Genomic DNA, 21,394 nt, shown 5'->3' on the forward strand with positions numbered 1-21,394 from the left:
CGCCTCGTTCGGACGAAACACGGTAGGTGCAGGGGCGGCGGGGAGAGGGGGAACGATGTCTAAATCACAATATATCATTGACTTAGGCAATATCCAAGAAGAATCTGCAGAAACCCAAGAGGCTTTTTAGACTGGACTCAGAGTTTGTTCGAGGCAGCCGAGAGTCAGTGCCTCCATCATCCCCCCCATGCATTGCGGGTGGGAAAGGAGTCGGAAGCACTCTCGCGGCCCGTACTCTGTTGACTCTGTTAACTCTGTGTGAGGTCAAGCCGTTTGCGGGTCTGCGTAGATGACAGGGGCCGCCGCGGCGCGTTATCGTTCCCGGACCACCACGCGCCCGGAGAACGATGAGCGGTCCCCATCCATCCACGTCCCCCACCCTCTGCTTTGCCTTTCGCGGCAACGAGATCCTGATCGCCGACACGGACGACGGGCGCGGGCGCATTCCCTCCATCAACCGCGTCCGGGTGGATCCCGAGCGGCTGCTGGAGGTGGGGGAGCTGGGCGGGATGCGGTGCGTGGCCGTCGGCGTGGGCGCGGAGTTGCCGGCGCCGCACGGGTGCGCGTGGATGCCGCTGCGGTCCTCGTACGGCGTGCTGGGCGCGGACGCGTTCCGGATGGCGGGACGCGCGTCGGAGATCGTGGAATGGGAGCGCGCGCACCGCTTCTGCGGGCGGTGCGGCGGACGCACGGAGGCGTGCGGCGAGCCGCTGGCGCGGCGGTGCACGGAGTGCGGATCGCTGCACTTTCCGCGGCTTAGCCCCGCCGTGCTCGTCTCCGTCACGCGCGGCGACCGCATTCTGCTGGCCCGGTCGCCGCACTTTGCGCCGGGGATGTTCAGCACGCTGGCGGGGTTCGTGGATCCCGGCGAATCGCTGGAAGAGACCGTCGTCCGCGAGGTGCGCGAAGAGGTGGGGATCGAGATCGCCAACGTGCGCTACTTCGGCAGCCAGCCATGGCCCTTTCCCAGCTCGCTGATGGTCGCCTTTACCGCGGAGCACGCGGGGGGCGAGCTGGCGCCGGACCCGGCGGAGATCGAGGCCGCGGCGTGGTACGCGGTGGACCAGATCCCCATCGTCCCGCCGACCATCAGCCTGGCCCGCGCGCTCATCGACCACTTTGTCCGCGCGCACGGCGGCGACCCGTCATCCCTGCGGACCTCGGCATGACAATTCCCATGCGTGCAGCCCGCGCGGCACTCCGGGGACATGGACACGGGATGAGGCGGATGCGGACGACGTGGGGGATTCTGCTCGCGATGCTGCTGGCGGCTGCCTGCGGGCGCGCGCCGGAGCGGGGGGCGCCGCGGGCCGGGGGCATCCAGCCGCTGGGGCCGGCGGGGATGCCGGCCGATTCGTTCGCGGAGCCGTCGCGGCCGGTGGCGTCCATCGTCACCGACACGTGGAGCAACGAGGCCGTGCGCGACACCGCCCGCGAGGCCGCCCGCGTGATGGACCTGCTGAACGTGCGCCCCGGGATGACCGTCGCCGACGTGGGCGCGGGGAGCGGATACTACACCGTACGCCTGTCGCCGCAGGTGGGGCCGCGGGGCCGGGTGATCGCGCAGGACATCATGCCGCGCTACCTGGAGGGGCTGGGCGACCGCGTCCGCCGCGCCGGGCTGAGCAACGTTACCCTGGCGCTGGGCGAGCCGCACGACCCGCGGCTGGCCCCCGCCTCCGCCGACCTGGTGCTGCTGGTGCACATGTACCACGAGGTGGAGCAGCCGTACGCGTTCCTGTACAACCTGCGCCCGGCGCTCCGCGAGGGCGGGCGGGTGGCCGTGGTGGACCTGGACCGGCCTACCAGCCGCCACGGCACACCCGGCCCCCTCCTGCGCTGCGAGATGGCGGCCGCCGGCTACGAACCGGCCGGCTTTCACGACCTGGGCGGCGGATCGGGATACCTGGCGATCTTCAAGCCCACGGCGGGGGCAGGGCCACGCCCCGGCGCCATCCGCCCCTGCCCCGCCGCGGGCGACGGAGCGGCGCGCCGATGAGCGAGCGTCCCGCGCACCACGGTCCGGACGGAAAGTACCGCACCCCCTGGCCGCTGGAGACCAGCGACCAGCGCGGCGGCGGCGGCGTGCTCCGCTGGCAGATGGAGCGGCTACGGACGAAGCTGCCGCCCACGCCGCCCGCCTCCGCCTTTCCCCTGGTGGCCGGCGACGTCGCGCGGCCGCACGCCGACCCGGGCGAGATCCGCATCACCTGGATCGGCCACGCCAGCTTTCTGCTGCAGATCGGCAGGCGCAACGTGCTGCTGGACCCGCACTTTGGCTCGCGCGCGTCGCCGTTCCGCTTCATGGGCCCCAAACGGTTCGGCCCGCCCGGGCTGGCGCTGGACGCGCTGCCGCCCATCGACGCCGTCCTCCTGTCGCACGACCACTACGACCATCTGGACGAGTGGAGCGTGCGCCAGCTTCACCGGCGCTTCGGCGATGCCATACGGTGGATCGCGCCGCTGGGGCACGAGGCGTGGCTGCGCGCGCGGGGGATCCGCAACGTGGCGGACGTGGACTGGTGGGATGCGGTCGATCTCCCCGGCGCGGACGGCGCGCTGACGGTGACCTGCGCGCCCGCGCAGCACTGGACGCGCCGCAAGCTGCGGGAGTTCAACGACCGGCTGTGGGGATCGTTCGCGCTGCGGACGGCGGGCGGGCGAAGCGTCTACTTTGGGGGCGACAGCGGATACTTTCGCGGCTACGCGGAGATCGGGGAGCGGCTGGGGCCCTTCGACGCGGTGCTGATGCCGATCGGCGCGTACGAGCCGCGCTGGTTCATGGCCCCCGCGCACATGAACCCGGAAGAGGCGGTGCGCGCCTACCGCGAGCTTGGCGGCCGCGGCGCGTTTGTCCCCATGCACTGGGGCACCTTTCGCCTGACGGACGAGGACCCGCTGGAGCCCCCCGTCCGCATCCGCGGCGCCTGGACCGACGCCGGCCTGCCGCCGGACGACCTGCACGTCCTGAAGCACGGCGAAACGCTCATCATCCAGTGAATCCTGGATAAAGAAGCCCTCACACCGGGCCAGCGGAATCAGCGGGAGCGAACTCCGTTGACTCCGGTGTGAGGCTTTCTTTCCCGGCCGATCAGTCCGAAGAATCCGAAGCGACGCCCGACTGCACGGCGTCCGCGGGGTTCGGCGAGCCGGGGGTGGCGCCCTGCGACGGGCCCACCGCCGCCGGCGACGCGCTGTCGGGATAGCTGCCGGTGCCGGCGGGCGCGGCGGGGTTCACCGTCCCCTCGGGCGGCAGCGTGCCGGGCACGGCGGTGCCGGCGGAGAGGGAGTCCGAGCCCGTCGTTTCACCGGATTCGTCCGGGGTGTTGTGCTCGCCAGAGCCGTCGCAAGACGCCACAGCGAGTGCGGCACTGATGAACACAAGGGAAAGCAGACGCAGCCTGAGCATCGTCGATTCGCGGGGATCACGGTTTGGGGGGTACGGCACGGACGCGGGCCCCTCCGCATCCCTCGTACCACCTTTGTCCCAGGCCTGGCGGCGAATTTCACGATCTGTCCCGAATCGGGCCCGAAACACTTGCGGACAGGGCTGCAACCTTCCATCGTTCCAATCCCATTTCTCCGCGCACCGCGTCCGACCGGACCCGCGCACGCATCCTCATCCACCGCGCCGTATGCAGCACCGCGGCCGCACCGCCCAGCCATGGCCAAGCACGTTCCGCTGACCGACCGCGAGCTGTTCGAGATCGAGTCCCTTGCCTGCGACGCCACTCCGGGTCCCTGGGAGCCGCAGGTGGTGCTCGATTACCTCACCGGCGAAAGCGCGCGCGTGGTGGTACACGGGCAGGCCGACGAGATGCAGTACGTGGTGGAGCGCGAGCACGAGATGGCCGAGGCGGACCAGGCGTACATCGCGGCCATGCACCCCGACGCGGCGCTGCGGCTGGTGCGCGAGATCCGGCGGCTGAGGCGGGTGGAGGAGCGGCATGAGATGGTGTGCGCCGTGCTGCAGCACCTGAACGCGTTTCTGGAGCGGCGCGGGCTGGTGGCGCAGGCGCAGCGGTTCGTGGAGGTGCGCGCGCAGCTGGAGCGCATTCATCCGGACGGCATCGATACCGCGGCCGAGACCGCCGGAACCGCGCGCCGCAAGGCCGCGGCTTCACTGGCCTGACCCCGGGGGGCGCCGAGCGGCGCCCCTTTTTTTCGGCTCGCAACCTTCCCCGGCCGGGCAGTGCCCCGGCGGAACCGAACGCGGCATGCAGACCATGGCAGCGCGCCAGATCCGACTACCGGACCGCTTTTACCTCTCCCGCACCGATGGCAGCGGCCGCGAGGTGCACGACGTGATGCCGTGGGAGGATGCCGTGGCCTACGCCACGGACGGCGAGCGCGTGGGCATTCAGTACGCCGACGGCCGCGTCGTCTGGCTGGGCGACGCATCACCCGCGGGTGATGGCGCGGCGGCCGGGATGGGCAGCTTTGCGGAGGATTTCGAGGGGGTGAACCTGGACGCGCTGGTCTCAGGCCTGCGCGCGTACGTGGACCGGCACCCCGTGCTCAAGTCCGTGTGGGCAGAAGACCTGCAGCAGCTGGACTCGCTGCGCGCCCACGGCCCGCAGGCGGACGACCAGCTGTCCTGATCCACGGAACCCATCGGCCGACGTCGAAGAGGGGCGGTCCCATCGCGGGCCGCCCCTCCGCGTTTGCCCTCCAGCGTCCGGAATCTGCACACTGTCGCGATCCCGGGCGGAAAAATCGGCTTTCCCGCGGATTTCAAAATCACCTAACTACATCATCCACAACAGGATAGAGCAAATCACACAGCGAGCACCGCGCTTGCCTTGGGGTGGATGCCGGACTCATCCACAAAGGAGCCGCCATGATCGCCACGTCTCACATGTTCACCGCCGGCGCGCGCGCTCGCCCAGCGGAGCCGCTCAGCGCCCGGACGCGCGCGGCGCAGCTCTCCGCGCGGCAGGCGCTGCGGCCGGACGAGCTGGTCGACGTCATCAACCGGATGCTTGCGGGGCGCCCGGAGTGCGAAGGCCTGGAGTTCTGCATCGGCACGCTGGCGCCGGCGCTTCCGGACATGGACGGCTGCAACTGGCGTCCAAACGGCCTGCAGCTGCGCGTGGCGCACGGCCCCAGCACCCGCGCCCTGGGCTGCGCACGGCAGGCTGTGGAGCTCGCCCGCCTGCGCTACGACCTCGCCGAATCCGACGACGCCTGACCGGGCGGGATCTTGGCGGACGAGCTGCCTCTCGGCCGGCGGACGCGGCAGCCCGCGTGATGTCTCGGCAACCCGCCCGCCGGACAAAGCCAGCCGTAGAAGCGGGTCAGACGAGAAATCGTCTGGCCCGCTTCGCGTTTCCGCCGCTGGGGTGCGCTTTCACGGAGGCACTGCCTGGCGCCGTCGTCGTCGCCACCCACCGGGCGGGCTGCCGCGTCGCGTTCGAGCAACCCGAAAGTCGACTCCTCGGCCTGCGACTTATCGAGTGCACTGAAGGTGCGGGTGTGCGGGCCAGGAGGTGACAGGCTCTCGCGCGCGTCAGACTTCCGCTCGTCGGTCTTCCGATGCGTCAGGCGCGCGTCAGACGGTGATGATCTCCGTGCGCGGTCCGTCCGTTCCATTCGCGCCGACGGCGCGGGCGATGACACGGGCGATCTTGGCGCCACCCTGCACCGACGGTTCGATGGGGTTGGCGTAATCGCCCGGGTCGCTGCACACCAGGCGCAGCTCGATCACGGAAAGGCCGGCGCGGACGGCGTGGCGCAGGATGGCGTCGTTGAACACGATGAGCGCCGTCGCGGCCAGCCGCTGCATCCGCGCGTCGGGAAAGTTGCCTTCGTAGATGGTGCACACCGTCAGTGGCAGGCCGTGCTCCATCAGTTCACGCAGCACGCCCTCGTAGCGCGCGGCGAACGCGTCGCGGATGTCCGCCAGCATCCCGATCGCCTCCCCCGCCGACGAGGCGCGGCGGTCCAGGATGTCGACGTTCATCAGCGCGTCGTTGCCGCCGATGCTCAGCACCAGGTGTGTGGCGTCGGCGGGAATGCGGCCGTACTGAATGGGCAGATCCTCCGTCGTCGCGCCGTCCATGGCGGCGAGCGTCGCCTGCCAGCCGCTCGGCAGCTCGCCGCGAAGGTGCGCCACCACGTCCGGCCCGCCCGCCACGTACGACGCGTTGTCGAAGATGCTGTCCCCCAGAAGAACAACGTGCGGCATGATGAAATCGGCGCGGGGTGTCGGTTGAAGTGTCGAAGCGCGGGGGTGCAAAGGGTGATCCGGTGTGTGATACAGGCAAGCGCGATGGCGAGGGCCGGCGCGGGGCCCCGAGTGAATATCCCCCGCGGAATCGATTTCGGAGTTGACAGCTCACCCCTCACGATGCGATTACTAGAGCCGTTCACTCTGTCCCCTTACGCCTGCCTTCCGGTGCCGGAGTTCAGCGACTTCATCGTCTTTTCGGACGAAAGCGGCGACCACGGCCTCGTCAGCATCGACCGGGAGTATCCCGTGTTCGTGCTGGGCTTCTGCCTGTTCCGCAAAGCCGACTACGCGGCACACGCCGTTCCCGAAGTTCTTCGGTTCAAGTTCAAGCACTTTGGGCACGATCAAGTCATCCTGCACGAGCTCGACATCCGCAGATCGCGCGGCGCGTTCTCGATTCTGCAGAACCGCGAGCGGCGCGGTCCGTTCTACGAGGACCTGAACGCCCTCATGGCCGGCGCGCCCATGACGATCGTCGCCAGCGTGATCGACAAGGAAAAGCACCGGGCGCGGTACCAGGTGCCAAACAACCCTTATCACATCAGCATGAGCTTTGGGCTGGAGCGGATTTATCGCGAGCTGGTGGGCCTTGGCTGCCGCACCGGAACGACGTACGTGCTGTTCGAGCGGCGCGGGCCCAAGGAAGACGCGGAGGCCGAGGCGGAGTTCCGCCGCATCTGCGATGGGCACAACTCGATGGGGAGAAAGCTGCCGTTCGAGATCGTGATGGCGGGCAAGACCTGCAACTCGTCGGGACTGCAGCTGGCCGACCTGATCGCTCGGCCGATCGGGCGCAAGGTGATCAAGCCCGACCAGGAGAACCGCGCCTACGACATCCTGGAAACCAAGCTCCGGCGGAACCCGGCGACCGGACTGGTGAAGGGGTGGGGGCTGAAGGTCTTTCCCTGATGACACAAAGCGAAAGGCCCCGGCAGATTGCCGAGGCCTGACGCCGACCGAGCATTCCCAGTCCATTTGTACCGGGAAGATACTTCACCGTGAGCACCGTGTCAAGAGGATGTTCGCCGTCTCTTCGGTCCGCCCCACTCACGCACTCACGCACTCACGCACTCACGCACTCACGCACTCTCCGCCGTTTGCATCGTCTTGAGTGCCTCGCGTGTGGCCCGGTAGCCTTCTTCGAGAAAGTACTGCGTGCGGGTAAAGTCCCACGCGCCCAGGTGGCCGATGCGCGGGCGCACGTGCGTCACCGGCAGGTCCTTCCACGCCTCCAGGCTGCGCTGCCGCTGGCCGGCGATGTTCATCGTGAGCACGCGGTCGTGGATGGCGATCATCCCGCGGTCAAAGTAGTCGGGCGCGGGCGGCTGGATCTCGGAGCCCACGTCCACCGCGATCACGCGCTCGGCGCCCCACGCCAGCGCCTGGTCCACCGGCACCACGTTCAGCACGCCGCCGTCCACCAGAAAGTCGCCCTTCCAGCGCAGCGGCGGATAGTAGATGGGGATGGCGCACGACGCGTAGACGGCGTCCACCGGGTCTACGTCCTCGATGGCCCCGGTGCCGAACCACACCTCGCCGCAGCCGACGAGCGACACGGCGTTCACGCGCACGGGGATCTGCGCGTCGGCGAAGTTCGTGAGCGGCAGGTTGCGGCGGATCCACCCCTTGTAGTGCTCGCCGTTGAAGACGGCCTCTTCGCGCACGCCGCCCAACCACACCGCGCGGCGGTTGATCTGCACGATGTCTTCGCGGGTGAGCTTGCGGGCGATCTCGGCCAGCTCGCGCCACCCCATTCCCCCGGCGACGGCGGTGCCGATGAGCGCGCCGATGCTGCAGGCCACGATGGCGTCGGGTCGAATGCCCGCCTCTTCCAGCGCCTTCCACACGCCCACGTGCGCGGTGCCCTTCATCCCCCCGCCCCCCAGCACCAGCACGGTGCGCGGACGAGCGTCGGGGGCGCGGGACGGCATTTCGGCGGTGGCGTTCAACGGGCGCGCGGGGTGCGGGATGGAGAAAACGGGCGATCCGGGCACCGCACGGAATTTGCGGGCCCGCCGCGCCTCACGCGCGGCGCACAGCCTTGACGCGAGGGCCGGCAAAGCCTACGTTGCCGGTTGATACGGAGAATCATTCTTGGTGACCCGCCCACCGTTTGCGGTGTATGGAGGGAACACCGTGACCGACGAACGAAGCACGCCGGCCGTCACGCGCCGGACGACCCCAGGAGACTGACAGGATGGCGGAACCGCTGCTCAAGATCACCAACCTGCACGCCGAGATCGCCGAAGACGGCACCGAGATCCTCAAGGGCCTGGACCTGGAGCTGAACGCGGGCGAGATCCACGCCATCATGGGCCCCAACGGCTCCGGCAAGAGCACGCTCAGCAAGGTGATCAGCGGCCACCCGGCGTACGAGGTGACCGACGGCGACATCCTGCTGCGCGGCGAAAGCGTTCTGGACATGCAGCCGGACGAGCGCGCGCGCGCCGGCGTGTTCCTGGCCTTTCAGTACCCGGTAGAGATCCCCGGCGTCTCCGTCGCCAACTTCATGCGCACGGCGCTGAACGCCAAGCGCGGCGAAGAGGTCGACATCTTTGACTTCCAGGAAGAACTCGAGTCCCGCATGGCCATGCTGGAGATGGACCCGGCGTTTGCCATGCGCTCCGTGAACGACGGCTTCAGCGGCGGCGAAAAGAAGCGCAACGAGATCCTTCAGCTGGCCATGCTGGAGCCCACGCTGGCGGTGATGGACGAAACCGACAGCGGCCTGGACATCGACGCCCTGAAGATCGTAACGGCGGGGATCAACAAGATCAAGGCCGAGCGCGGCGACATGGCGGTGCTGCTCATCACGCACTACCAGCGCATGCTCAACTACATCACGCCCGACCGCGTGCACGTGATGGTGGAAGGCCGCATCATCCGCTCCGGCGGCGCCGAGCTGGCGCTGGAGCTGGAAGAGCGCGGATACGACTGGGTGAAGGAAGAGGTCGGTGCGTGAGTGCGGAAGTGCGTGAGTGCGTGATTGGTTCTGTTCCGCACTAACGCACTCACGTTCGAACGCACTGCCCGCGACGGGACTGCCGCCGCGGTACAACGACAGAAGGGGGCAAGGATGCCTTACAACGAAGATGTAGCCGCACTCGGCCTCGACGAGTACAAGTACGGCTTCAAGGACGAGGTGGATTACGTCTTCAAGAGCCGCAAGGGGCTCGACGAGGACATCGTTCGCGAGATCAGCGCGCAAAAGGGCGAGCCGGAGTGGATGCTCCAGACCCGCCTCAAGGCGCTCAAGCACGCCCAGGCGCGGCCGTGGCCCACCTGGGGCGGCGACCTGTCGGGGCTCAACTTCGACGAGATCTACTTCTACATCCGCCCCAACGAAAAGACGGGGCGCACGTGGGACGAGGTCCCCGAGAACATCAAGAACACCTTCGAGCGGCTGGGCATTCCGGACCAGGAGCGCCGCATTCTGGCCGGCGTGGGCGCCCAGTACGAGAGCGAGGTCGTCTACCACTCGCTCAAGAAGGAGTGGGAGGAGCAGGGCGTCATCTTCAAGGGGATGGACGACGGCCTGCGCGAGCACGAGGACCTGGTGCGGCAGTACTTCGGCACCGTGGTTCCCTTCCGCGACAACCTGTTCGCGGCGGTGAACACGGCGGTATGGTCGGGCGGATCGTTCGTCTACATCCCCAAGGGGGTAAAGCTGGACATGCCGCTGCAGGCGTACTTCCGCATCAACGCCGAGGCGATGGGCCAGTTCGAGCGCACGCTGATCATTGTGGAGGAAGGCGCCCAGGTGCAGTACATCGAGGGGTGCACCGCCCCCTCGTACAGCCAGGACAGCTTCCACAGCGGCGTGATCGAGATCGTGGTGAAGGAAGGCGCGCGGATGCGCTACACCACCATCCAGAACTGGTCGCACAACGTGTACAACCTGGTGACGCAGCGCGCCCGGGTCGAGCGCGAGGGCACCATGGAGTGGGTGGACGGCAACCTGGGGAGCAAGCTGACGATGAAGTATCCCAGCTGCTACCTGGTGGGCGAGCGCGCGCGCGGCGAGATCCTGTCCATTGCCTACGCGGGGAACGGGCAGCACCAGGACGCGGGCGGCAAGGTGATCCACGCGGCGCCGTACACGTCGTCGCGCATCGTCTCCAAGTCCATCTCGCGCGGCAGCGGCCGGTCCAGCTACCGCGGCCTGCTGCACGTGCAGCCGGGCGCGCACCACGCGCGCAGCAACGTGGAGTGCGACGCGCTGCTGCTGGACGAAGAGGCGCGCACGGACACGTATCCGTACATCAACATCGAGGACCAGCACGCGCAGATCGGCCACGAGGCCACGGTAAGCAAGATCGGCGACGAGCAGCTGTTCTACCTGATGTCGCGCGGGCTTAGCGAGGACGAGGCGGCCACCATGGTGGTGCGCGGCTTTATCGAGCCCATCGCCAAGGAGCTTCCGCTGGAGTACGCGGTGGAGCTCAACCGGCTGATCGAACTGGAGATGGAAGGCTCGGTAGGATAACGGCAGGAACTGAAGGGAATAGGGAACAGGGAATAGGGAATAGCAAACAACGACGACTGCTCGGTAGCCTGGGGATCCGGGCGCAGTTGCTCGCTATTCCCTATTCCCTATTACCTATTCCCTCAAGGCCAGCGCGACTGAACCCTGACGGAACCGAAAGACAGTGTCCGATACACAAACCGCCATCACCCCCGCCGACGTCGGCGTCTTTACGCGCGACCAGGTGGAGATGCTCACGGCGCGCAAGCTGGAGACGGACTGGCTGCGTGACCAGCGCATGCGCGCGCACGCCGTGTTCGCCGGCACCCCCATGCCGACGACCCGGCTTGAGGACTGGCGCTACACCGACATCAAGAAGCTGCTGAAGCTGGACGCCTTTTCGTTCGCCGAAGAGCGCGGTCCGGCGGCGGCGGACGCGCTGCCGGCGGGGCTGCGCGCGCGGATGGACGAGGCGGGCGAAGCGTCCGCGCGCATGGTGCAGGTGGACGCGTCCGTGGTGCTGCGCGAGCTGCCCCAGGAGCTGGCGGCGCAGGGGGTGATCTTTACCTCGCTGGAAACGGCGGCGCGCGAGCACCCGGAACTGGTGCAGAAGCACTTTGGCACGGCCATCACGCCCGACGACGGCAAGTTCGCGGCGCTGAACGCGGCGTTCTGGACCGGCGGCGCGTTTCTGTACGTGCCCAAGAACGTGCAGGTGGAGATCCCCATGCGCGTCTACCGCTGGATCAGCGAGGGCGGCACCACGGCGCTGGGCCGGGTGCTGGTGATCGCCGAGGCGGGCGCGCGCGTGGCGGTGGTGGAGGAGCTGGGCTCTGACGACGTGGCGAAGATGGCGCTTTCGGTGGGCGCGGCGGAGATCTTCGCCGACGACTCGGCCGTCGTCATCTACACGCAGGTGCAGCGGTACGGGCGCGGCGTGGTCCATCTGGCGACGGACCGGCTGGTGGCGGGGCGCGACGCCAAGATCACCACGCTGTACACCAGCTTTGGCGCGGACGTGTCGCGGGCGGACGTGCAGTGCCGGCTGGTGGCGCCGGGAAGCCACGTGGACATGCTGGGGCTGTACATCGCCGACGGCAAGCAGCACTTCGACAACCAGACGCTGCAGGACCACATCGCGCCGCACGCCAGCAGCAACCTGCTGTTCAAGGGCGCGCTGAACGATACGGGCCGCTCGGTGTTCCGCGGGCTGATCCGCGTCCACGCCAAGGCGCAGCGCACCGACGCGTACCAGACCAACCGCAACCTGATCCTGAGCGACGGGGCGCGCGCGGACTCGCTCCCCAACCTGGAGATCCAGGCGGACGACGTGCGCTGCTCGCACGCGGCCACGGTGGGGCAGCTGGACGAGGAAGAGGTGTTCTACCTGCTCAGCCGCGGCATCCCCAAGCCCGAGGCGGTGCGCCTCGTCGTCTTCGGCTTCTTTAGCGAGGTGCTGGACCAGTTGCCGCTGGAGGGGGTGCGCGCGGAGCTGCTGCGCGTGGTGGAGCGCAAGCTGGCGCCCGCGCTCTGACGTTGGGCTGGGTGAAAGCGGCCGCCCTCTCCGACCTTCCGGAGGAGGGGGCGGTGCTGGGGACGGAGGTGGAGGGGCGGCGGGTGGCGCTGGCGCGGGTGGACGGCGAGGTGTACGCCTTTGCCGACAACTGCTCGCACCGCGACTTTCCCCTCTCCGTGGGCGAGGTGGATCCGGTAAGCTGCACGGTCACCTGCGAGTGGCACGGCGCCGCCTTCGACATCCGCACCGGCGAACCCACCTGCCCGCCCGCCTTCCGGCCGATCGCCGTCTACGCGGTGAAGGTGGAGGACAGCGAGGTCTGGGTGGAGCTGGCGTAGGCGTCCGCGACAAACCGCAACACGAAAGCATCCACCCATGCGAAGCTCTCCGCTGATCCACGATCTTCTGGAGCTCGCATGGGTGGTTCTGTTCCTGAACCTGATCACGCTTCTTACCGGCGTGCTGGTGAGCGGCTACGTGGGCCGGCCCGCGCTTCTGCTGGCGGTGGCGTTCGCGGCGCTGATCACGCTCACCATGGCCACCGCCGCCGCCGCCAACCTGCTGATGATCGGCGTGCTGCGCCTGCGGGACCGCCGGCGGCGCGCCGAAGCAAGCCTTAGCAAGACATCGCCATGAGCAGCCTGAGCCTTCCCGAAGCGCCCGCGACGCCGCTGGACGTGGAGCGCATCCGCCAGGACTTTCCCATCCTGCGCGAGACCACGGCGCAGGGAACGCCGATCGTCTACCTGGACAACGCGGCCAGCACGCAAAAGCCGCGGCAGGTGATCGACGCCATCAGCGGGCACTACGAGCGCAACAACGCCAACGTGCACCGCGGCATCCACGAGCTCAGCAACCGCGCCACGGACGCGTACGACCACGCGCGGCAGCGGGTGGCGGCGCTGCTGGGGATCACCGACACGGCGGAGCTCATCTGGACGCGCGGTACCACCGAGGGATTGAACCTGGTGGCGTACGCGTACGGCATGAACAACCTGCGCCAGGGCGACGAGATCCTGCTTTCGGTGCTGGAGCACCACTCGAATCTCGTCCCCTGGCAGCTGGTGGCGCAGCGGACCGGCGCGCGGCTGCGGTTCCTGGAGATCGACGACCAGGGGCGGCTGGACCTGTCGATGCTGGACCACCTGCTGACGGAGCGGACGAAGATCGTCTCCTTGACGCACGTATCCAACGCGCTGGGAACGGTGAACCCGATCCGGGAGATCGCGGCGAAGGCAAAGGCGGCGGGGGCGCTGATGGTGGTGGACGGCGCGCAGTCCGCCCCGCACCTTCCGGTCGACGTGCCTTCGCTGGGCGCCGACTTCTACGCGTTCAGCGGCCACAAGATGTGCGGGCCCACGGGAAGCGGCGGGCTGTGGGGCCGGCGCGAGGTGCTGGAGGCCATGCCCCCCTTCCACGGCGGCGGCGACATGATCGAGTGGGTGGAGCTGGAATCGTCCACCTACGCCCCGATCCCGGCGAAGTTCGAGGCGGGGACGCCCAACGTGGCGGGCGCGGTCGGCCTGGGCGCGGCGGCGGACTACCTGGCGGGGCTGGGACGCGACGCCATCCTGGCGCACGAGCGGGCGCTGGTGGCGTACGCGGTGCAGCGGCTGGGCGAGATCGAGGACCTGACCATCCTCGGCCCGCGCAATCTGGAGGAGCGCTCGGGCGTCGTCTCGTTCACCCTGGCCGACATCCACCCGCACGACCTGGCGACCATCCTGGACAGCGAGGGCGTCGCCATTCGCGCCGGCCACCACTGCACCCAGCCGCTGATGAAGTGCCTGGGCGTGGGATCCACCGCGCGCGCCTCGTTCTACCTGTACAACACGCCGGCCGAGGTGGACACGCTGGTGGACGCGCTGCACAAGGCGCGCGGGCTGTTCGGGTACTGAGGGATCCACTGGCTCTGCGAGAGCGATTGAAATCGCGGCAACAACGTCACGCTGTCCGCCTGCGCGGACAAAAACCGGGCGCCGGGATCGAACGCGGTGGAAACAGAACGGCTCAGGATTGCGCTGGGATATACGGGTGTGATCAGTCAGCGCGGCGGGTGGTGGATCGGATGGATCGATGAGATCGCGGGGGTCAACTCGCAGGCAAAGACGCGCGGCGAGCTGATCGAAAACCTCGGCTCTGCCTTGGACGAGGCACTGGAGATGCGATAATGGAGCGGTCTGCGCTGGACTCGGTGTACCAGGAGCTGATCCTGAAGCACTACCGAAGCTCGAAGTTCCGCGGCGAGCTTGCGGAGCCGGACGCGGTGGTGCCCATGCGCAACCCCGTGTGCGGCGACGACATCCTGCTGCAGGTGCAGGTGCGCGAGGGAAAGATCGAGGCGATCCGCTTCAGCGGCCACGGCTGCGCCATCTCGCAAGCCGCCGCGTCGATGATGAGCGAGCACGCCGTCGGCAAGTCGTGGGACGAGGTGCACGCCATCTCCGCCCGCTTCCGCGACATGATTCACGGCGACGAGGCGGCCGCGCGCGACAAGGCGCTGGGCGACATGCGCGCTCTCTCCGGCGTGGCCAAGCTGCCGCGCCGCGTGAAGTGCGCCATGCTGGGCTGGGACGCGCTTGAAGAAGCGGAGAAAAAGCTGGCGGCCGAGTAGAGCACGGGGCCAAGCATCCCTTCCCTCCTGCCTCAATCACACCGAATCCGAGAACAAAAGAGGAAGGGTACAGAGAAACAGGGAACAGCCAGAGGAACAGAGGAAGACCGGTTGTCCTCTGTATCTCTTGCTGTTCTCTGTTCCTCTGTACCCCCCGATGTAGTTTTCGAACCTCGCGATCACGCTAGCTCGTTTGCCGGATCCGTCTTACCCCACCGCCGGCGGGTCCAGCTTCCAGATGCGGTCGGCGTATTCCTTGACGGAGCGGTCGCTGCTGAACCAGCCGCAGCGCGCCACGTTCAGGATCGCCTTGCGCGTCCACTCTTCCTGGTCCGCCCACGCCGTGTCCACCAGCGCCTGCGCCTCCAGGTACGCGTCAAAGTCCGCCAGCACCATGTACGGGTCGTGGTGCAGCAGCGACTCCACCAGGGGCCGGAACAGGCCCGGCTCCTCGGGCGACAGCGTGCCGCTGGCCACGAAGTCCAGCACCCGGCGCAGCCGCGGGCTGCGCTCGTACTCGGCGCGGGGGTTGTAGCCCGACGCGCGGCTGGCCTCCACCTCTTCCGCCGTCAGGCCAAAGATGAACATGTTCTCGCGCCCCACGTGCTCCGCGATCTCCACGTTGGCGCCGTCCAGCGTTCCGATGGTCAGCGCCCCGTTCAGCGCGAACTTCATGTTCCCCGTCCCCGACGCCTCGAAGCCCGCCGTGCTGATCTGCTCCGACAGGTCGCTGCCGGGAAAGATCCGCTCCGCCAGCGACACCCGGTAGTCGGGGATAAAGGCCACGCGCAGCGACCTGCCCGCCGCCGCGTCGCCGTTCACCTCGCGCGCAATGCGGCCGATGAGCTGGATGATGAGCTTGGCCGTCCAGTACGTGGGCGCCGCCTTGCCGCCAAAGAGCACCGCGCGCGGCGGCATCGACCCACCCGGCGCGTCCTTGAGCTCCAGATACCGGTCCACGCAGTGCATCGCGTTCAGCAGCTGGCGCTTGTACTCGTGCATGCGCTTTACCTGCACGTCCATCAGGCTGCGCGGGTCCACCTGCACCCCGGCCTCTGACCGGACCAGCTGCGCCAGGCGGCGGCGGTTGTCCGCCTTGACCTTGCGCCACTGCTCCCGGAACGCCGCGTCGTCCGCAAAGGATTCCAGCCCGGCCAGCTGCTCCAGGTTGGTGATCCACTCCGGGCCGATGGCGTCGGTGATCAGGTTCGCCAGCCCCGGGTTGGACTTGAGCATCCACCGCCGCTGCGTGACGCCGTTGGTCACGGACGTCAGCCGCTCGGGCCACAGCTCGTTGAAGTCGCGGAAGATACGGTCCTTGAGAATCTGCGTGTGCAGCGCCGCCACGCCGTTGGTGTGGTGGCTGCCCACGATGGCCAGGTGCGCCATCCGCACCTTGCCCCCGCCAATGATGGCCATGCGCTCCTCGCGCGCCGCGTCGCCGGGAAACTTCTCCTGCACGCGGGCGCGGAAGCGGCGGTCGATCTCGCGGATCAATTCCAGGTGGCGCGGCAGCAGCCGGCCAAAGCGCTCCACCTCCCACTCCTCCAGCGCCTCCGGCAGCACCGTGTGGTTGGTGTAGGCAAAGGTGCGGCGGGCGATGTCGAAGCTGGTGTCCCACTCCAGCCCGTGCTCGTCCATCAGCAGCCGCATCAGCTCGGGGATGGCGACGGCGGGGTGGGTGTCGTTCAGCTGGATCTGCACCTTGTCGGCGAAGTCCGTGAACGTGGTGCGCTCCGTCTTGTAGCGGCGGATGATGTCCTGCAGCGTGGCGCTGACGAAAAAATACTGCTGCTTGAGCCGCAGCTCCTTGCCCGCGCCCGTGTCGTCGGGCGGATACAGCACCTTGCTGATGGTTTCCGTCTGCGACTTGGCCTCGACGGCGGCGATGTAGTTGCCCTTGATGAAGCCTTCGAGGTCGAACTCTTCCGTGGCCTTGGCGGCCCACAGGCGCAGCGTGTTGACCGTGTTGTTGCGGTAGCCGGGGACGGGCGTGTCGTACGCCATGGCCAGCACGTCGTTCGTATCCACCCAGTCAAAGTGGATGCGGCCGGTCTCGTCGGGCCGGGGCTGCACGCGGCCGTAGAACTTTACCTTGAAGGTGCGGTCGGGCCGGGCGATCTCCCAGGGATTGACGTCGTGCAGCCAGTTGTCGGGCTTTTCGATCTGCCGCGCCTGCTCGTCCACGGCCTGGCGAAAGATGCCGTGCTCGTAGCGGATGCCGTACCCGGTCCCCGGCAGCTCCAGGGTGGCCATGGAATCCAGGTAGCAGGCGGCCAGGCGCCCCAGGCCGCCGTTGCCCAGCCCCGCGTCGGGCTCGCGCGCCTCCAGCTCCTCAAGCCGGTAGCCCAGCTCCTGCAGCGCCTCGGCGGTTGCGCCCTCCACGTCCAGGTTAAGCAGCGCGTTGCCCAGCGTGCGGCCGATCAGAAACTCCAGCGACAGGTAGTAGACGCGCTTTACGTCGCGGTGCTGGTAGCGCGCGTTGGTGGCCGCCCAGCGGTCGGCCAGGCGGTCGCGCACGGCCATGGCCGTGCTGATGTACACGTCGCGCTCGGTGGCCGCCGCGCCGTCGCGCGCCAGCGTGTGGCGCACGTGCGATTCGATGCCGTGCTTCAGGGCCTCCACGCGCGTCACGCGCCGCCCCGCGTCGATGATGCTCATTCGATTTGATCTGCTGATGCCGGTCCGGAACGGTCAGGAGAACGGGAACCCGGTGCCGGCGTCTACAACGTGGTGACGCGGAATCCGTCCCGTTTCCATTCGCCCCCTACGGGATGGATGACGGGTCACGGCCCCGCCGGAGCGAGCGCGGCGTGTCGCCACGGCTTCCGCCGAAACGGCGTTATCACGGGAAAACAAGTGTTTTGGACGCTGGATCGTACCTCGGGCGGGACAGCCGGGTTCCCATGGGTCGGATCAGGAATGTTAGCCCGACGAACAGACATGGCGAAAGGCTGTCCGCTCATCCGGGCCCGGCGCCCTCTGCTTGCGCGGGCGTGCCGCCGCGGCGTTCCCGGTCGGCGGAGCGGCGGCAGGGAAGCGCGAGAAGAAAGCGCGAGCCCTCCACCCCGTCGAACTCTGCCCAGGCGCGCCCTCCCTGCCCTTCTACCGTGTCGCGCACGATGCTGAGCCCCAGCCCCGTCCCCTCCACCCCCGTCACCGTGCCGTGCGCGCGAAAAAAACGCGAGAACAGCTTGTCGCGCGCGTCCTCGGGCACGCCCAGGCCGTTGTCCTCCACCGCGATCACCAGCTCGCACCCCCCTTCGCCCGCCTCGGTGCGGCTCCACAGGCGCACCCAGCGGTCCTCACGGGCGGGGTTGGCGTACTTGATGGCGTTGGACACGTAGTTGGTCAGGCACAGCTCCACGGCGCCGGCGTTCACCTCCACGTCCGGCAGCTCGTCGATCTGCACCCGCACCCCGGCCGACTGCGCCATCTCGCGCAGCTGGCGGCACACCTCCGAGGCGGCCCGCGGCAGCGGCACGTTGCGCTGCTGCCGCGCGTCGGTGTCCATCCGCGTCAGCTCCAGCAGGTTCTGCAGCACCTCCTGCATGGCGTCCGCGTTCTGCGTCACCATCTTCGCGAAGCGGGCGCGGCGGGCGGGGTCGGACGAGATCTCGGGATCTTCCAGCAGCTGCCCCGCGCCCAGCACGGAGCCGATGCGGTTCTTGAGCTCGTGCGTGACCATGCGGTTGAAGCTGCGCAGCCGCTCTTCGCGCTCGCGCACCTGCTCGGCGGCCAGCCGCAGGTACTGCTGGGTGCTGTACTGCTGGATGACGGCGACGGCGCGGAACAGCCGGTGCGCGCACGCCAGCAGCTCCGAGCGCGAGCACGGCTCGTCGATCTCGTCGGCCTCGCGGACCAGAAAGTTGAAGAGGACGCCGCCCAGCAGCTCGTACTCCTTGAGGATCTGGTGCGCGTCGAACCCCTGCGAGTGGCGCAGCTCACCCAGTTCCAGGGCTTTGCCGATGACGGGCGCGTCGGCGGTGATCTCGTCCGCCGGGTCTTCCAGGTAGTCGGCGATGTGGTCCATGAGCAGCGGGACGTGGTCCAGCAGCTCGTCGGTGGGAAACACCGCGTTGGGGTGCAGATTCACGCGGGCGGCGATCCGCTCCAGCCAGCGGCGCGCAAGCTCTGCGCGCGCGTCGCGCATTCTGCTCGCGAGCGAGGTGGCCAGCCGGCAGTTGATGGTGATCTCCATCCCCGTGAATCCCGTCGGTTGCGGTGGGTGCGGCGCCCGGGAAAGCACGTTGCGGGCCATCCGTCCGGGGCCGCGGCGCAGCACGGGCAACATCCGCCGCGTTTGCCAAACCGCGGAAGGGCGCTTAACGTACCCAGGTGCGCGGGGGGCCGGCGGCCGCGCGCCGGCGTTGCCTTCGTCCCGCCGCTTCGCGCCACCGCCCCACTGCACCTCGAGACCCTCGTGAACGACGCCGACCCTACGCCCGACGCTCCGGCCGCCGAGGAGCACAGCCGTCCCCGGATCACCGACCGCACCGTTTCGGAAGTGGTGGAGCGCACGCGCGACGTGATCCGCAAGACGCGCGAGATGCTGGAGTCGTCACGCGACCTGCTGGACCGCGTGCGCCACCGTGAAGGCGGCTCCACGGCCGGTGAGGACGATGCGGACGAGTCGTCGGACAAGAGCGATGCGCGCGACGCACGGCCGGTGGACGGGCGCGTCTGAGGGGGTTTCCGTCAGGCAGCAAGGGCGAATGAATTCGCGGCAACAACCACACGAAGTCCACCTTCGTGGACTGGAAGCCTCGACGAGGTGAGCAGGTGTGGTGAACGTGGCCAGTTGGTCTGAAACGCCGAACGGGCGGGGATCAGTCCCCGCCCGTTCCGTTTTCCATGGCCACCGGCTCGCCGATCCGCGGCACGCGTGGCGCTTCCGGTTCCGGCGCGGGGATGAAGATCGCCAGGCGCGGCGCGTCCGCCTCCCACACGGCGTCGAAGCGTTCGGCCGCCCATCGCGCGACGGCATCCACCTCGTCTTCGTAGCGGAACAGCGCCTCGGCGTAGCGCGTGGCGGTCCCGTCGTCGTGCAGTGGGACCGGGGAGCGCTCCAGGGAGAACGTCCAGTCCGCGCCGTCCACCCCCTCGCCAGCCGGCGCGCGCACCACCGCCAGCACGCGCACGAAGGCCGGCACGCCGCGCCGGTACAGCTCGGCGTTCATGGCGGCCGCAAGCGCCTGCGCCGTGAGCGGGATGCGCGGCATGCGAGGAGAATCCGGATTGTGGGGACGCAGGAGATTCGGCTGAAATCAATCTGCTACTCTGACGACACCCGCGTCCAGAGTTCCGTTTGGACACACGCTTGCGCTCGGCCTCGCGTGAGCGGGTAAACCCGCCGCTGGGACAGCGACAAGCCCCGCCCGGCCGCTGGCGCGTCCGTGCGGGGCTTCACCTGCTCCTGCGGGCAGGGCACGTGCCTCGTGGAGGGGCCGTCGTGGTTCGGGCGAGATCCTTCAGCCGCGCGCAGGTGGTTGCGATCTTTACGCTTTACCGTGGCGCTCCCTCAGGCAGTCGCCGACGGTTGATCGTCGGGATGCCGATTTGTCATCCTTCCAGCAGCGCCCACACTTCCGGAGCGCGGCGGCGGCTGACGTGGACGACCGAGCCGTCGGAGAGGCCCAGGGTGGCGCTGCCGTCGCCGTTGCGGGTAACGCGGGCGACGGCGTCCACGCGCACCAGGTCCGCGCGGCTCACGCGCACAAAGCCGTCGCCGGCGCGCGTTTCCAACTCGGCGAGGGTGTAGTCGGTAAGGTGCTTCGTCCCGGCGGTTAGGTGGGCGTGGCTCAGGCCCTCCTCGGCGGAAAAGCGGACGACCTCGTCCAGGGCGACCAGGCGGTGGCCGCGGCCCTCGCGCACCAGCAGGCGGCGACGCTGGGCGCCGCCGCCCACGCCCGCGGCGGAGCGCAGCGCCTGCGCCACCTGCTCGTCCAAGGTCGGCAGCACGGGCGCGGCCAGGCGCTCACGGGCGCGGGCCAGGGCGCGCTCCAGCCCGGCGCGCGTGACCGGCTTGACCAGGTAGTCCAGCGCCGCGTGCTCAAACGCGCGCAGGGCGTACTCGTCGTACGCGGTCTGGAATACGACCAGCGGGCGCGGCTCGCCGATGTGGCGCAGCACGTCGAAGCCGTCTACCTCGGGCATCTCCACGTCCAGCAGCAGCAGCTCGGGGCGCCGCTCGGCCACCATCTGCAGCGCCTCCATGCCGTTGGCTGCCTGGCCCACCACCTCTTCGTCCAGCTCTTCCAGCATCAGCGCCAGCCGCCGCCGCGCCGCCGGCTCGTCGTCCACGATCAGAACCCGCATCGTATCCCCATCAACGGAAGAGGCAGAGTACCAGGCAACCGCATGCTTTCAAAGACGGGGTCTCACGCAGAGTTACCAGAGTTAGCAGAGGGAAGATTCGTCATGTCGTTCCTGATCCCCTGCAACCTTTGACCAGGGAAAGGAGTGGATCTGGGTCACCCGGCTTCCGCGCGCCTCGTAAAACTCTGCTCACTCTGGTGACTCTGCGTGAGACCTTGTTTGTTTGGCCCTACGCGAAGATGCAGCGAC

At 68.6% G+C, this 21,394-nt stretch carries 23 protein-coding genes; 16 read left to right on the plus strand and 7 right to left on the minus strand.

All coding sequences use genetic code 11. The features are described from left to right. The first annotated feature begins 347 nt into the window (after nucleotides 1–347). The 3 genes from nudC to ACOJUJ_RS04020 are packed head-to-tail and all read left to right on the plus strand — an operon-like array spanning nucleotide 348 to nucleotide 3,000. Entirely contained in the window at nucleotides 348–1,169 is an 822-nt protein-coding gene (nudC, locus tag ACOJUJ_RS04010; RefSeq protein WP_420125558.1) for an NAD(+) diphosphatase, read from the plus strand. 59 nt (nucleotides 1,170–1,228) lie between these two features. After that, nucleotides 1,229–1,999, plus strand: coding sequence for a class I SAM-dependent methyltransferase (locus ACOJUJ_RS04015; RefSeq protein WP_420125559.1), 771 nt, complete (start codon nucleotides 1,229–1,231; stop codon nucleotides 1,997–1,999). Then, nucleotides 1,996–3,000 carry an MBL fold metallo-hydrolase gene (locus ACOJUJ_RS04020; RefSeq protein ID WP_420125560.1) on the plus strand — a complete coding sequence of 335 codons (1,005 nt, stop codon included), beginning with the start codon at nucleotides 1,996–1,998 and terminating at the stop codon, nucleotides 2,998–3,000. Before ACOJUJ_RS04015 ends, ACOJUJ_RS04020 begins: the two co-directional genes overlap by 4 nt. A 91-nt stretch (nucleotides 3,001–3,091) precedes the next feature. Here the strand turns inward: ACOJUJ_RS04020 and ACOJUJ_RS04025 are convergent, their stop codons facing one another. Next, nucleotides 3,092–3,409, minus strand: a complete 318-nt coding sequence (locus ACOJUJ_RS04025) for a hypothetical protein (RefSeq protein ID WP_420125561.1) — start codon at nucleotides 3,407–3,409, stop codon at nucleotides 3,092–3,094. 255 nt (nucleotides 3,410–3,664) lie between these two features. On the opposite strand from ACOJUJ_RS04025, the gene ACOJUJ_RS04030 reads away from it, so the two are divergent. The 3 genes from ACOJUJ_RS04030 (at nucleotide 3,665) to ACOJUJ_RS04040 (ending at nucleotide 5,191) form a co-directional block, all read left to right on the plus strand. Continuing rightward, nucleotides 3,665–4,132 (plus strand): hypothetical protein, encoded by a 468-nt coding sequence (locus tag ACOJUJ_RS04030; protein ID WP_420125562.1) that lies wholly within the window; start codon nucleotides 3,665–3,667, stop codon nucleotides 4,130–4,132. 85 nt (nucleotides 4,133–4,217) lie between these two features. Beyond that, the gene (locus tag ACOJUJ_RS04035) at nucleotides 4,218–4,601 is read left to right on the plus strand and encodes a hypothetical protein (protein WP_420125563.1); all 384 of its coding nucleotides are present in this window, start codon (nucleotides 4,218–4,220) and stop codon (nucleotides 4,599–4,601) included. A 239-nt stretch (nucleotides 4,602–4,840) separates the two neighbouring features. Further along, complete coding sequence (locus tag ACOJUJ_RS04040) at nucleotides 4,841–5,191, plus strand: hypothetical protein (protein WP_420125564.1); 351 nt, start codon at nucleotides 4,841–4,843, stop codon at nucleotides 5,189–5,191. Between the two features lie 360 nt (nucleotides 5,192–5,551). Here ACOJUJ_RS04040 and ACOJUJ_RS04045 read toward each other — a convergent pair whose 3' ends face one another. Beyond that, on the minus strand, nucleotides 5,552–6,187 hold the full coding sequence (locus ACOJUJ_RS04045) for an SGNH/GDSL hydrolase family protein (RefSeq protein WP_420125565.1): 636 nt from the start codon (nucleotides 6,185–6,187) through the stop codon (nucleotides 5,552–5,554). 162 nt (nucleotides 6,188–6,349) lie between these two features. Here ACOJUJ_RS04045 and ACOJUJ_RS04050 point away from each other — a divergent pair, with 162 nt between their 5' ends. After that, a complete protein-coding gene (locus ACOJUJ_RS04050; protein ID WP_420125566.1) occupies nucleotides 6,350–7,141 on the plus strand; it encodes a DUF3800 domain-containing protein in 792 nt (263 codons plus the stop codon). Between the two features lie 170 nt (nucleotides 7,142–7,311). Here the strand turns inward: ACOJUJ_RS04050 and ACOJUJ_RS04055 are convergent, their stop codons facing one another. Then, nucleotides 7,312–8,181: a patatin-like phospholipase family protein gene (locus ACOJUJ_RS04055; RefSeq protein WP_420125567.1), complete on the minus strand. Its 870-nt coding sequence runs from the start codon at nucleotides 8,179–8,181 to the stop codon at nucleotides 7,312–7,314. Nucleotides 8,182–8,429: 248 nt separating this feature from the next. Here ACOJUJ_RS04055 and sufC point away from each other — a divergent pair, with 248 nt between their 5' ends. The 8 genes from sufC (at nucleotide 8,430) to sufU (ending at nucleotide 14,827) form a co-directional block, all read left to right on the plus strand. After that, nucleotides 8,430–9,194 (plus strand): Fe-S cluster assembly ATPase SufC, encoded by a 765-nt coding sequence (gene sufC, locus ACOJUJ_RS04060; RefSeq protein WP_420125568.1) that lies wholly within the window; start codon nucleotides 8,430–8,432, stop codon nucleotides 9,192–9,194. Nucleotides 9,195–9,308: 114 nt separating this feature from the next. Continuing rightward, nucleotides 9,309–10,718, plus strand: coding sequence for a Fe-S cluster assembly protein SufB (gene sufB / locus ACOJUJ_RS04065; protein ID WP_420125569.1), 1,410 nt, complete (start codon nucleotides 9,309–9,311; stop codon nucleotides 10,716–10,718). A gap of 163 nt (nucleotides 10,719–10,881) precedes the next feature. Continuing rightward, nucleotides 10,882–12,231, plus strand: a complete 1,350-nt coding sequence (gene sufD / locus ACOJUJ_RS04070; RefSeq protein ID WP_420125570.1) for a Fe-S cluster assembly protein SufD — start codon at nucleotides 10,882–10,884, stop codon at nucleotides 12,229–12,231. Nucleotides 12,232–12,242: 11 nt separating this feature from the next. Next, complete coding sequence (locus ACOJUJ_RS04075) at nucleotides 12,243–12,551, plus strand: non-heme iron oxygenase ferredoxin subunit (RefSeq protein ID WP_420125571.1); 309 nt, start codon at nucleotides 12,243–12,245, stop codon at nucleotides 12,549–12,551. 37 nt (nucleotides 12,552–12,588) lie between these two features. Beyond that, nucleotides 12,589–12,849, plus strand: a complete 261-nt coding sequence (locus tag ACOJUJ_RS04080; RefSeq protein ID WP_420125572.1) for a hypothetical protein — start codon at nucleotides 12,589–12,591, stop codon at nucleotides 12,847–12,849. Beyond that, a complete protein-coding gene (locus ACOJUJ_RS04085; RefSeq protein ID WP_420125573.1) occupies nucleotides 12,846–14,111 on the plus strand; it encodes an aminotransferase class V-fold PLP-dependent enzyme in 1,266 nt (421 codons plus the stop codon). Before ACOJUJ_RS04080 ends, ACOJUJ_RS04085 begins: the two co-directional genes overlap by 4 nt. Before the next feature lie 96 nt (nucleotides 14,112–14,207). Continuing rightward, nucleotides 14,208–14,384 (plus strand): type II toxin-antitoxin system HicB family antitoxin, encoded by a 177-nt coding sequence (locus ACOJUJ_RS04090; RefSeq protein ID WP_420125574.1) that lies wholly within the window; start codon nucleotides 14,208–14,210, stop codon nucleotides 14,382–14,384. After that, the gene (gene sufU, locus ACOJUJ_RS04095) at nucleotides 14,384–14,827 is read left to right on the plus strand and encodes a Fe-S cluster assembly sulfur transfer protein SufU (RefSeq protein ID WP_420125575.1); all 444 of its coding nucleotides are present in this window, start codon (nucleotides 14,384–14,386) and stop codon (nucleotides 14,825–14,827) included. Before ACOJUJ_RS04090 ends, sufU begins: the two co-directional genes overlap by 1 nt. Nucleotides 14,828–15,034: 207 nt before the next feature. Here the strand turns inward: sufU and ACOJUJ_RS04100 are convergent, their stop codons facing one another. Both ACOJUJ_RS04100 and ACOJUJ_RS04105 read right to left on the minus strand, forming a co-directional pair. After that, entirely contained in the window at nucleotides 15,035–17,488 is a 2,454-nt protein-coding gene (locus tag ACOJUJ_RS04100) for a glycogen/starch/alpha-glucan phosphorylase (protein WP_420125576.1), read from the minus strand. Between the two features lie 301 nt (nucleotides 17,489–17,789). Further along, the gene (locus tag ACOJUJ_RS04105) at nucleotides 17,790–19,028 is read right to left on the minus strand and encodes an ATP-binding protein (protein WP_420125577.1); all 1,239 of its coding nucleotides are present in this window, start codon (nucleotides 19,026–19,028) and stop codon (nucleotides 17,790–17,792) included. Nucleotides 19,029–19,250: 222 nt separating this feature from the next. Between ACOJUJ_RS04105 and ACOJUJ_RS04110 the strand changes: the two genes are divergently transcribed. After that, the gene (locus tag ACOJUJ_RS04110; protein WP_420125578.1) at nucleotides 19,251–19,514 is read left to right on the plus strand and encodes a hypothetical protein; all 264 of its coding nucleotides are present in this window, start codon (nucleotides 19,251–19,253) and stop codon (nucleotides 19,512–19,514) included. A 142-nt stretch (nucleotides 19,515–19,656) separates the two neighbouring features. Here ACOJUJ_RS04110 and ACOJUJ_RS04115 read toward each other — a convergent pair whose 3' ends face one another. Together ACOJUJ_RS04115 and ACOJUJ_RS04120 are read right to left on the minus strand one after the other, a co-directional pair. Further along, entirely contained in the window at nucleotides 19,657–20,049 is a 393-nt protein-coding gene (locus tag ACOJUJ_RS04115) for a hypothetical protein (protein WP_420125579.1), read from the minus strand. A gap of 340 nt (nucleotides 20,050–20,389) precedes the next feature. Further along, entirely contained in the window at nucleotides 20,390–21,145 is a 756-nt protein-coding gene (locus ACOJUJ_RS04120) for a LytR/AlgR family response regulator transcription factor (protein WP_420125580.1), read from the minus strand. Between the last annotated feature and the right edge of the window lie 249 nt (nucleotides 21,146–21,394).

It is taken from the genome of Longimicrobium sp., assembly GCF_048594345.1.
Taxonomy (GTDB): domain Bacteria; phylum Gemmatimonadota; class Gemmatimonadetes; order Longimicrobiales; family Longimicrobiaceae; genus Longimicrobium.

Bases quoted from the DNA above. Each gene is read 5' to 3' on its own strand.
- sufC (WP_420125568.1), top strand. From the start codon at position 8,430: ATGGCGGAACCGCTGCTCAAGATCACCAACCTGCACGCCGAGATCGCC.
- ACOJUJ_RS04080 (WP_420125572.1), top strand. From the start codon at position 12,589: ATGCGAAGCTCTCCGCTGATCCACGATCTTCTGGAGCTCGCATGGGTG.
- ACOJUJ_RS04115 (WP_420125579.1), bottom strand. From the start codon at position 20,049: ATGCCGCGCATCCCGCTCACGGCGCAGGCGCTTGCGGCCGCCATGAAC.
- ACOJUJ_RS04050 (WP_420125566.1), top strand. From the start codon at position 6,350: ATGCGATTACTAGAGCCGTTCACTCTGTCCCCTTACGCCTGCCTTCCG.
- nudC (WP_420125558.1), top strand. From the start codon at position 348: ATGAGCGGTCCCCATCCATCCACGTCCCCCACCCTCTGCTTTGCCTTT.
- ACOJUJ_RS04025 (WP_420125561.1), bottom strand. From the start codon at position 3,409: ATGCTCAGGCTGCGTCTGCTTTCCCTTGTGTTCATCAGTGCCGCACTC.
- ACOJUJ_RS04100 (WP_420125576.1), bottom strand. From the start codon at position 17,488: ATGAGCATCATCGACGCGGGGCGGCGCGTGACGCGCGTGGAGGCCCTG.
- ACOJUJ_RS04030 (WP_420125562.1), top strand. From the start codon at position 3,665: ATGGCCAAGCACGTTCCGCTGACCGACCGCGAGCTGTTCGAGATCGAG.
- ACOJUJ_RS04035 (WP_420125563.1), top strand. From the start codon at position 4,218: ATGCAGACCATGGCAGCGCGCCAGATCCGACTACCGGACCGCTTTTAC.
- ACOJUJ_RS04120 (WP_420125580.1), bottom strand. From the start codon at position 21,145: ATGCGGGTTCTGATCGTGGACGACGAGCCGGCGGCGCGGCGGCGGCTG.
- ACOJUJ_RS04015 (WP_420125559.1), top strand. From the start codon at position 1,229: ATGCGGACGACGTGGGGGATTCTGCTCGCGATGCTGCTGGCGGCTGCC.
- ACOJUJ_RS04040 (WP_420125564.1), top strand. From the start codon at position 4,841: ATGATCGCCACGTCTCACATGTTCACCGCCGGCGCGCGCGCTCGCCCA.
- sufU (WP_420125575.1), top strand. From the start codon at position 14,384: ATGGAGCGGTCTGCGCTGGACTCGGTGTACCAGGAGCTGATCCTGAAG.
- ACOJUJ_RS04085 (WP_420125573.1), top strand. From the start codon at position 12,846: ATGAGCAGCCTGAGCCTTCCCGAAGCGCCCGCGACGCCGCTGGACGTG.
- ACOJUJ_RS04045 (WP_420125565.1), bottom strand. From the start codon at position 6,187: ATGCCGCACGTTGTTCTTCTGGGGGACAGCATCTTCGACAACGCGTCG.
- ACOJUJ_RS04020 (WP_420125560.1), top strand. From the start codon at position 1,996: ATGAGCGAGCGTCCCGCGCACCACGGTCCGGACGGAAAGTACCGCACC.
- ACOJUJ_RS04105 (WP_420125577.1), bottom strand. From the start codon at position 19,028: ATGGAGATCACCATCAACTGCCGGCTGGCCACCTCGCTCGCGAGCAGA.
- sufB (WP_420125569.1), top strand. From the start codon at position 9,309: ATGCCTTACAACGAAGATGTAGCCGCACTCGGCCTCGACGAGTACAAG.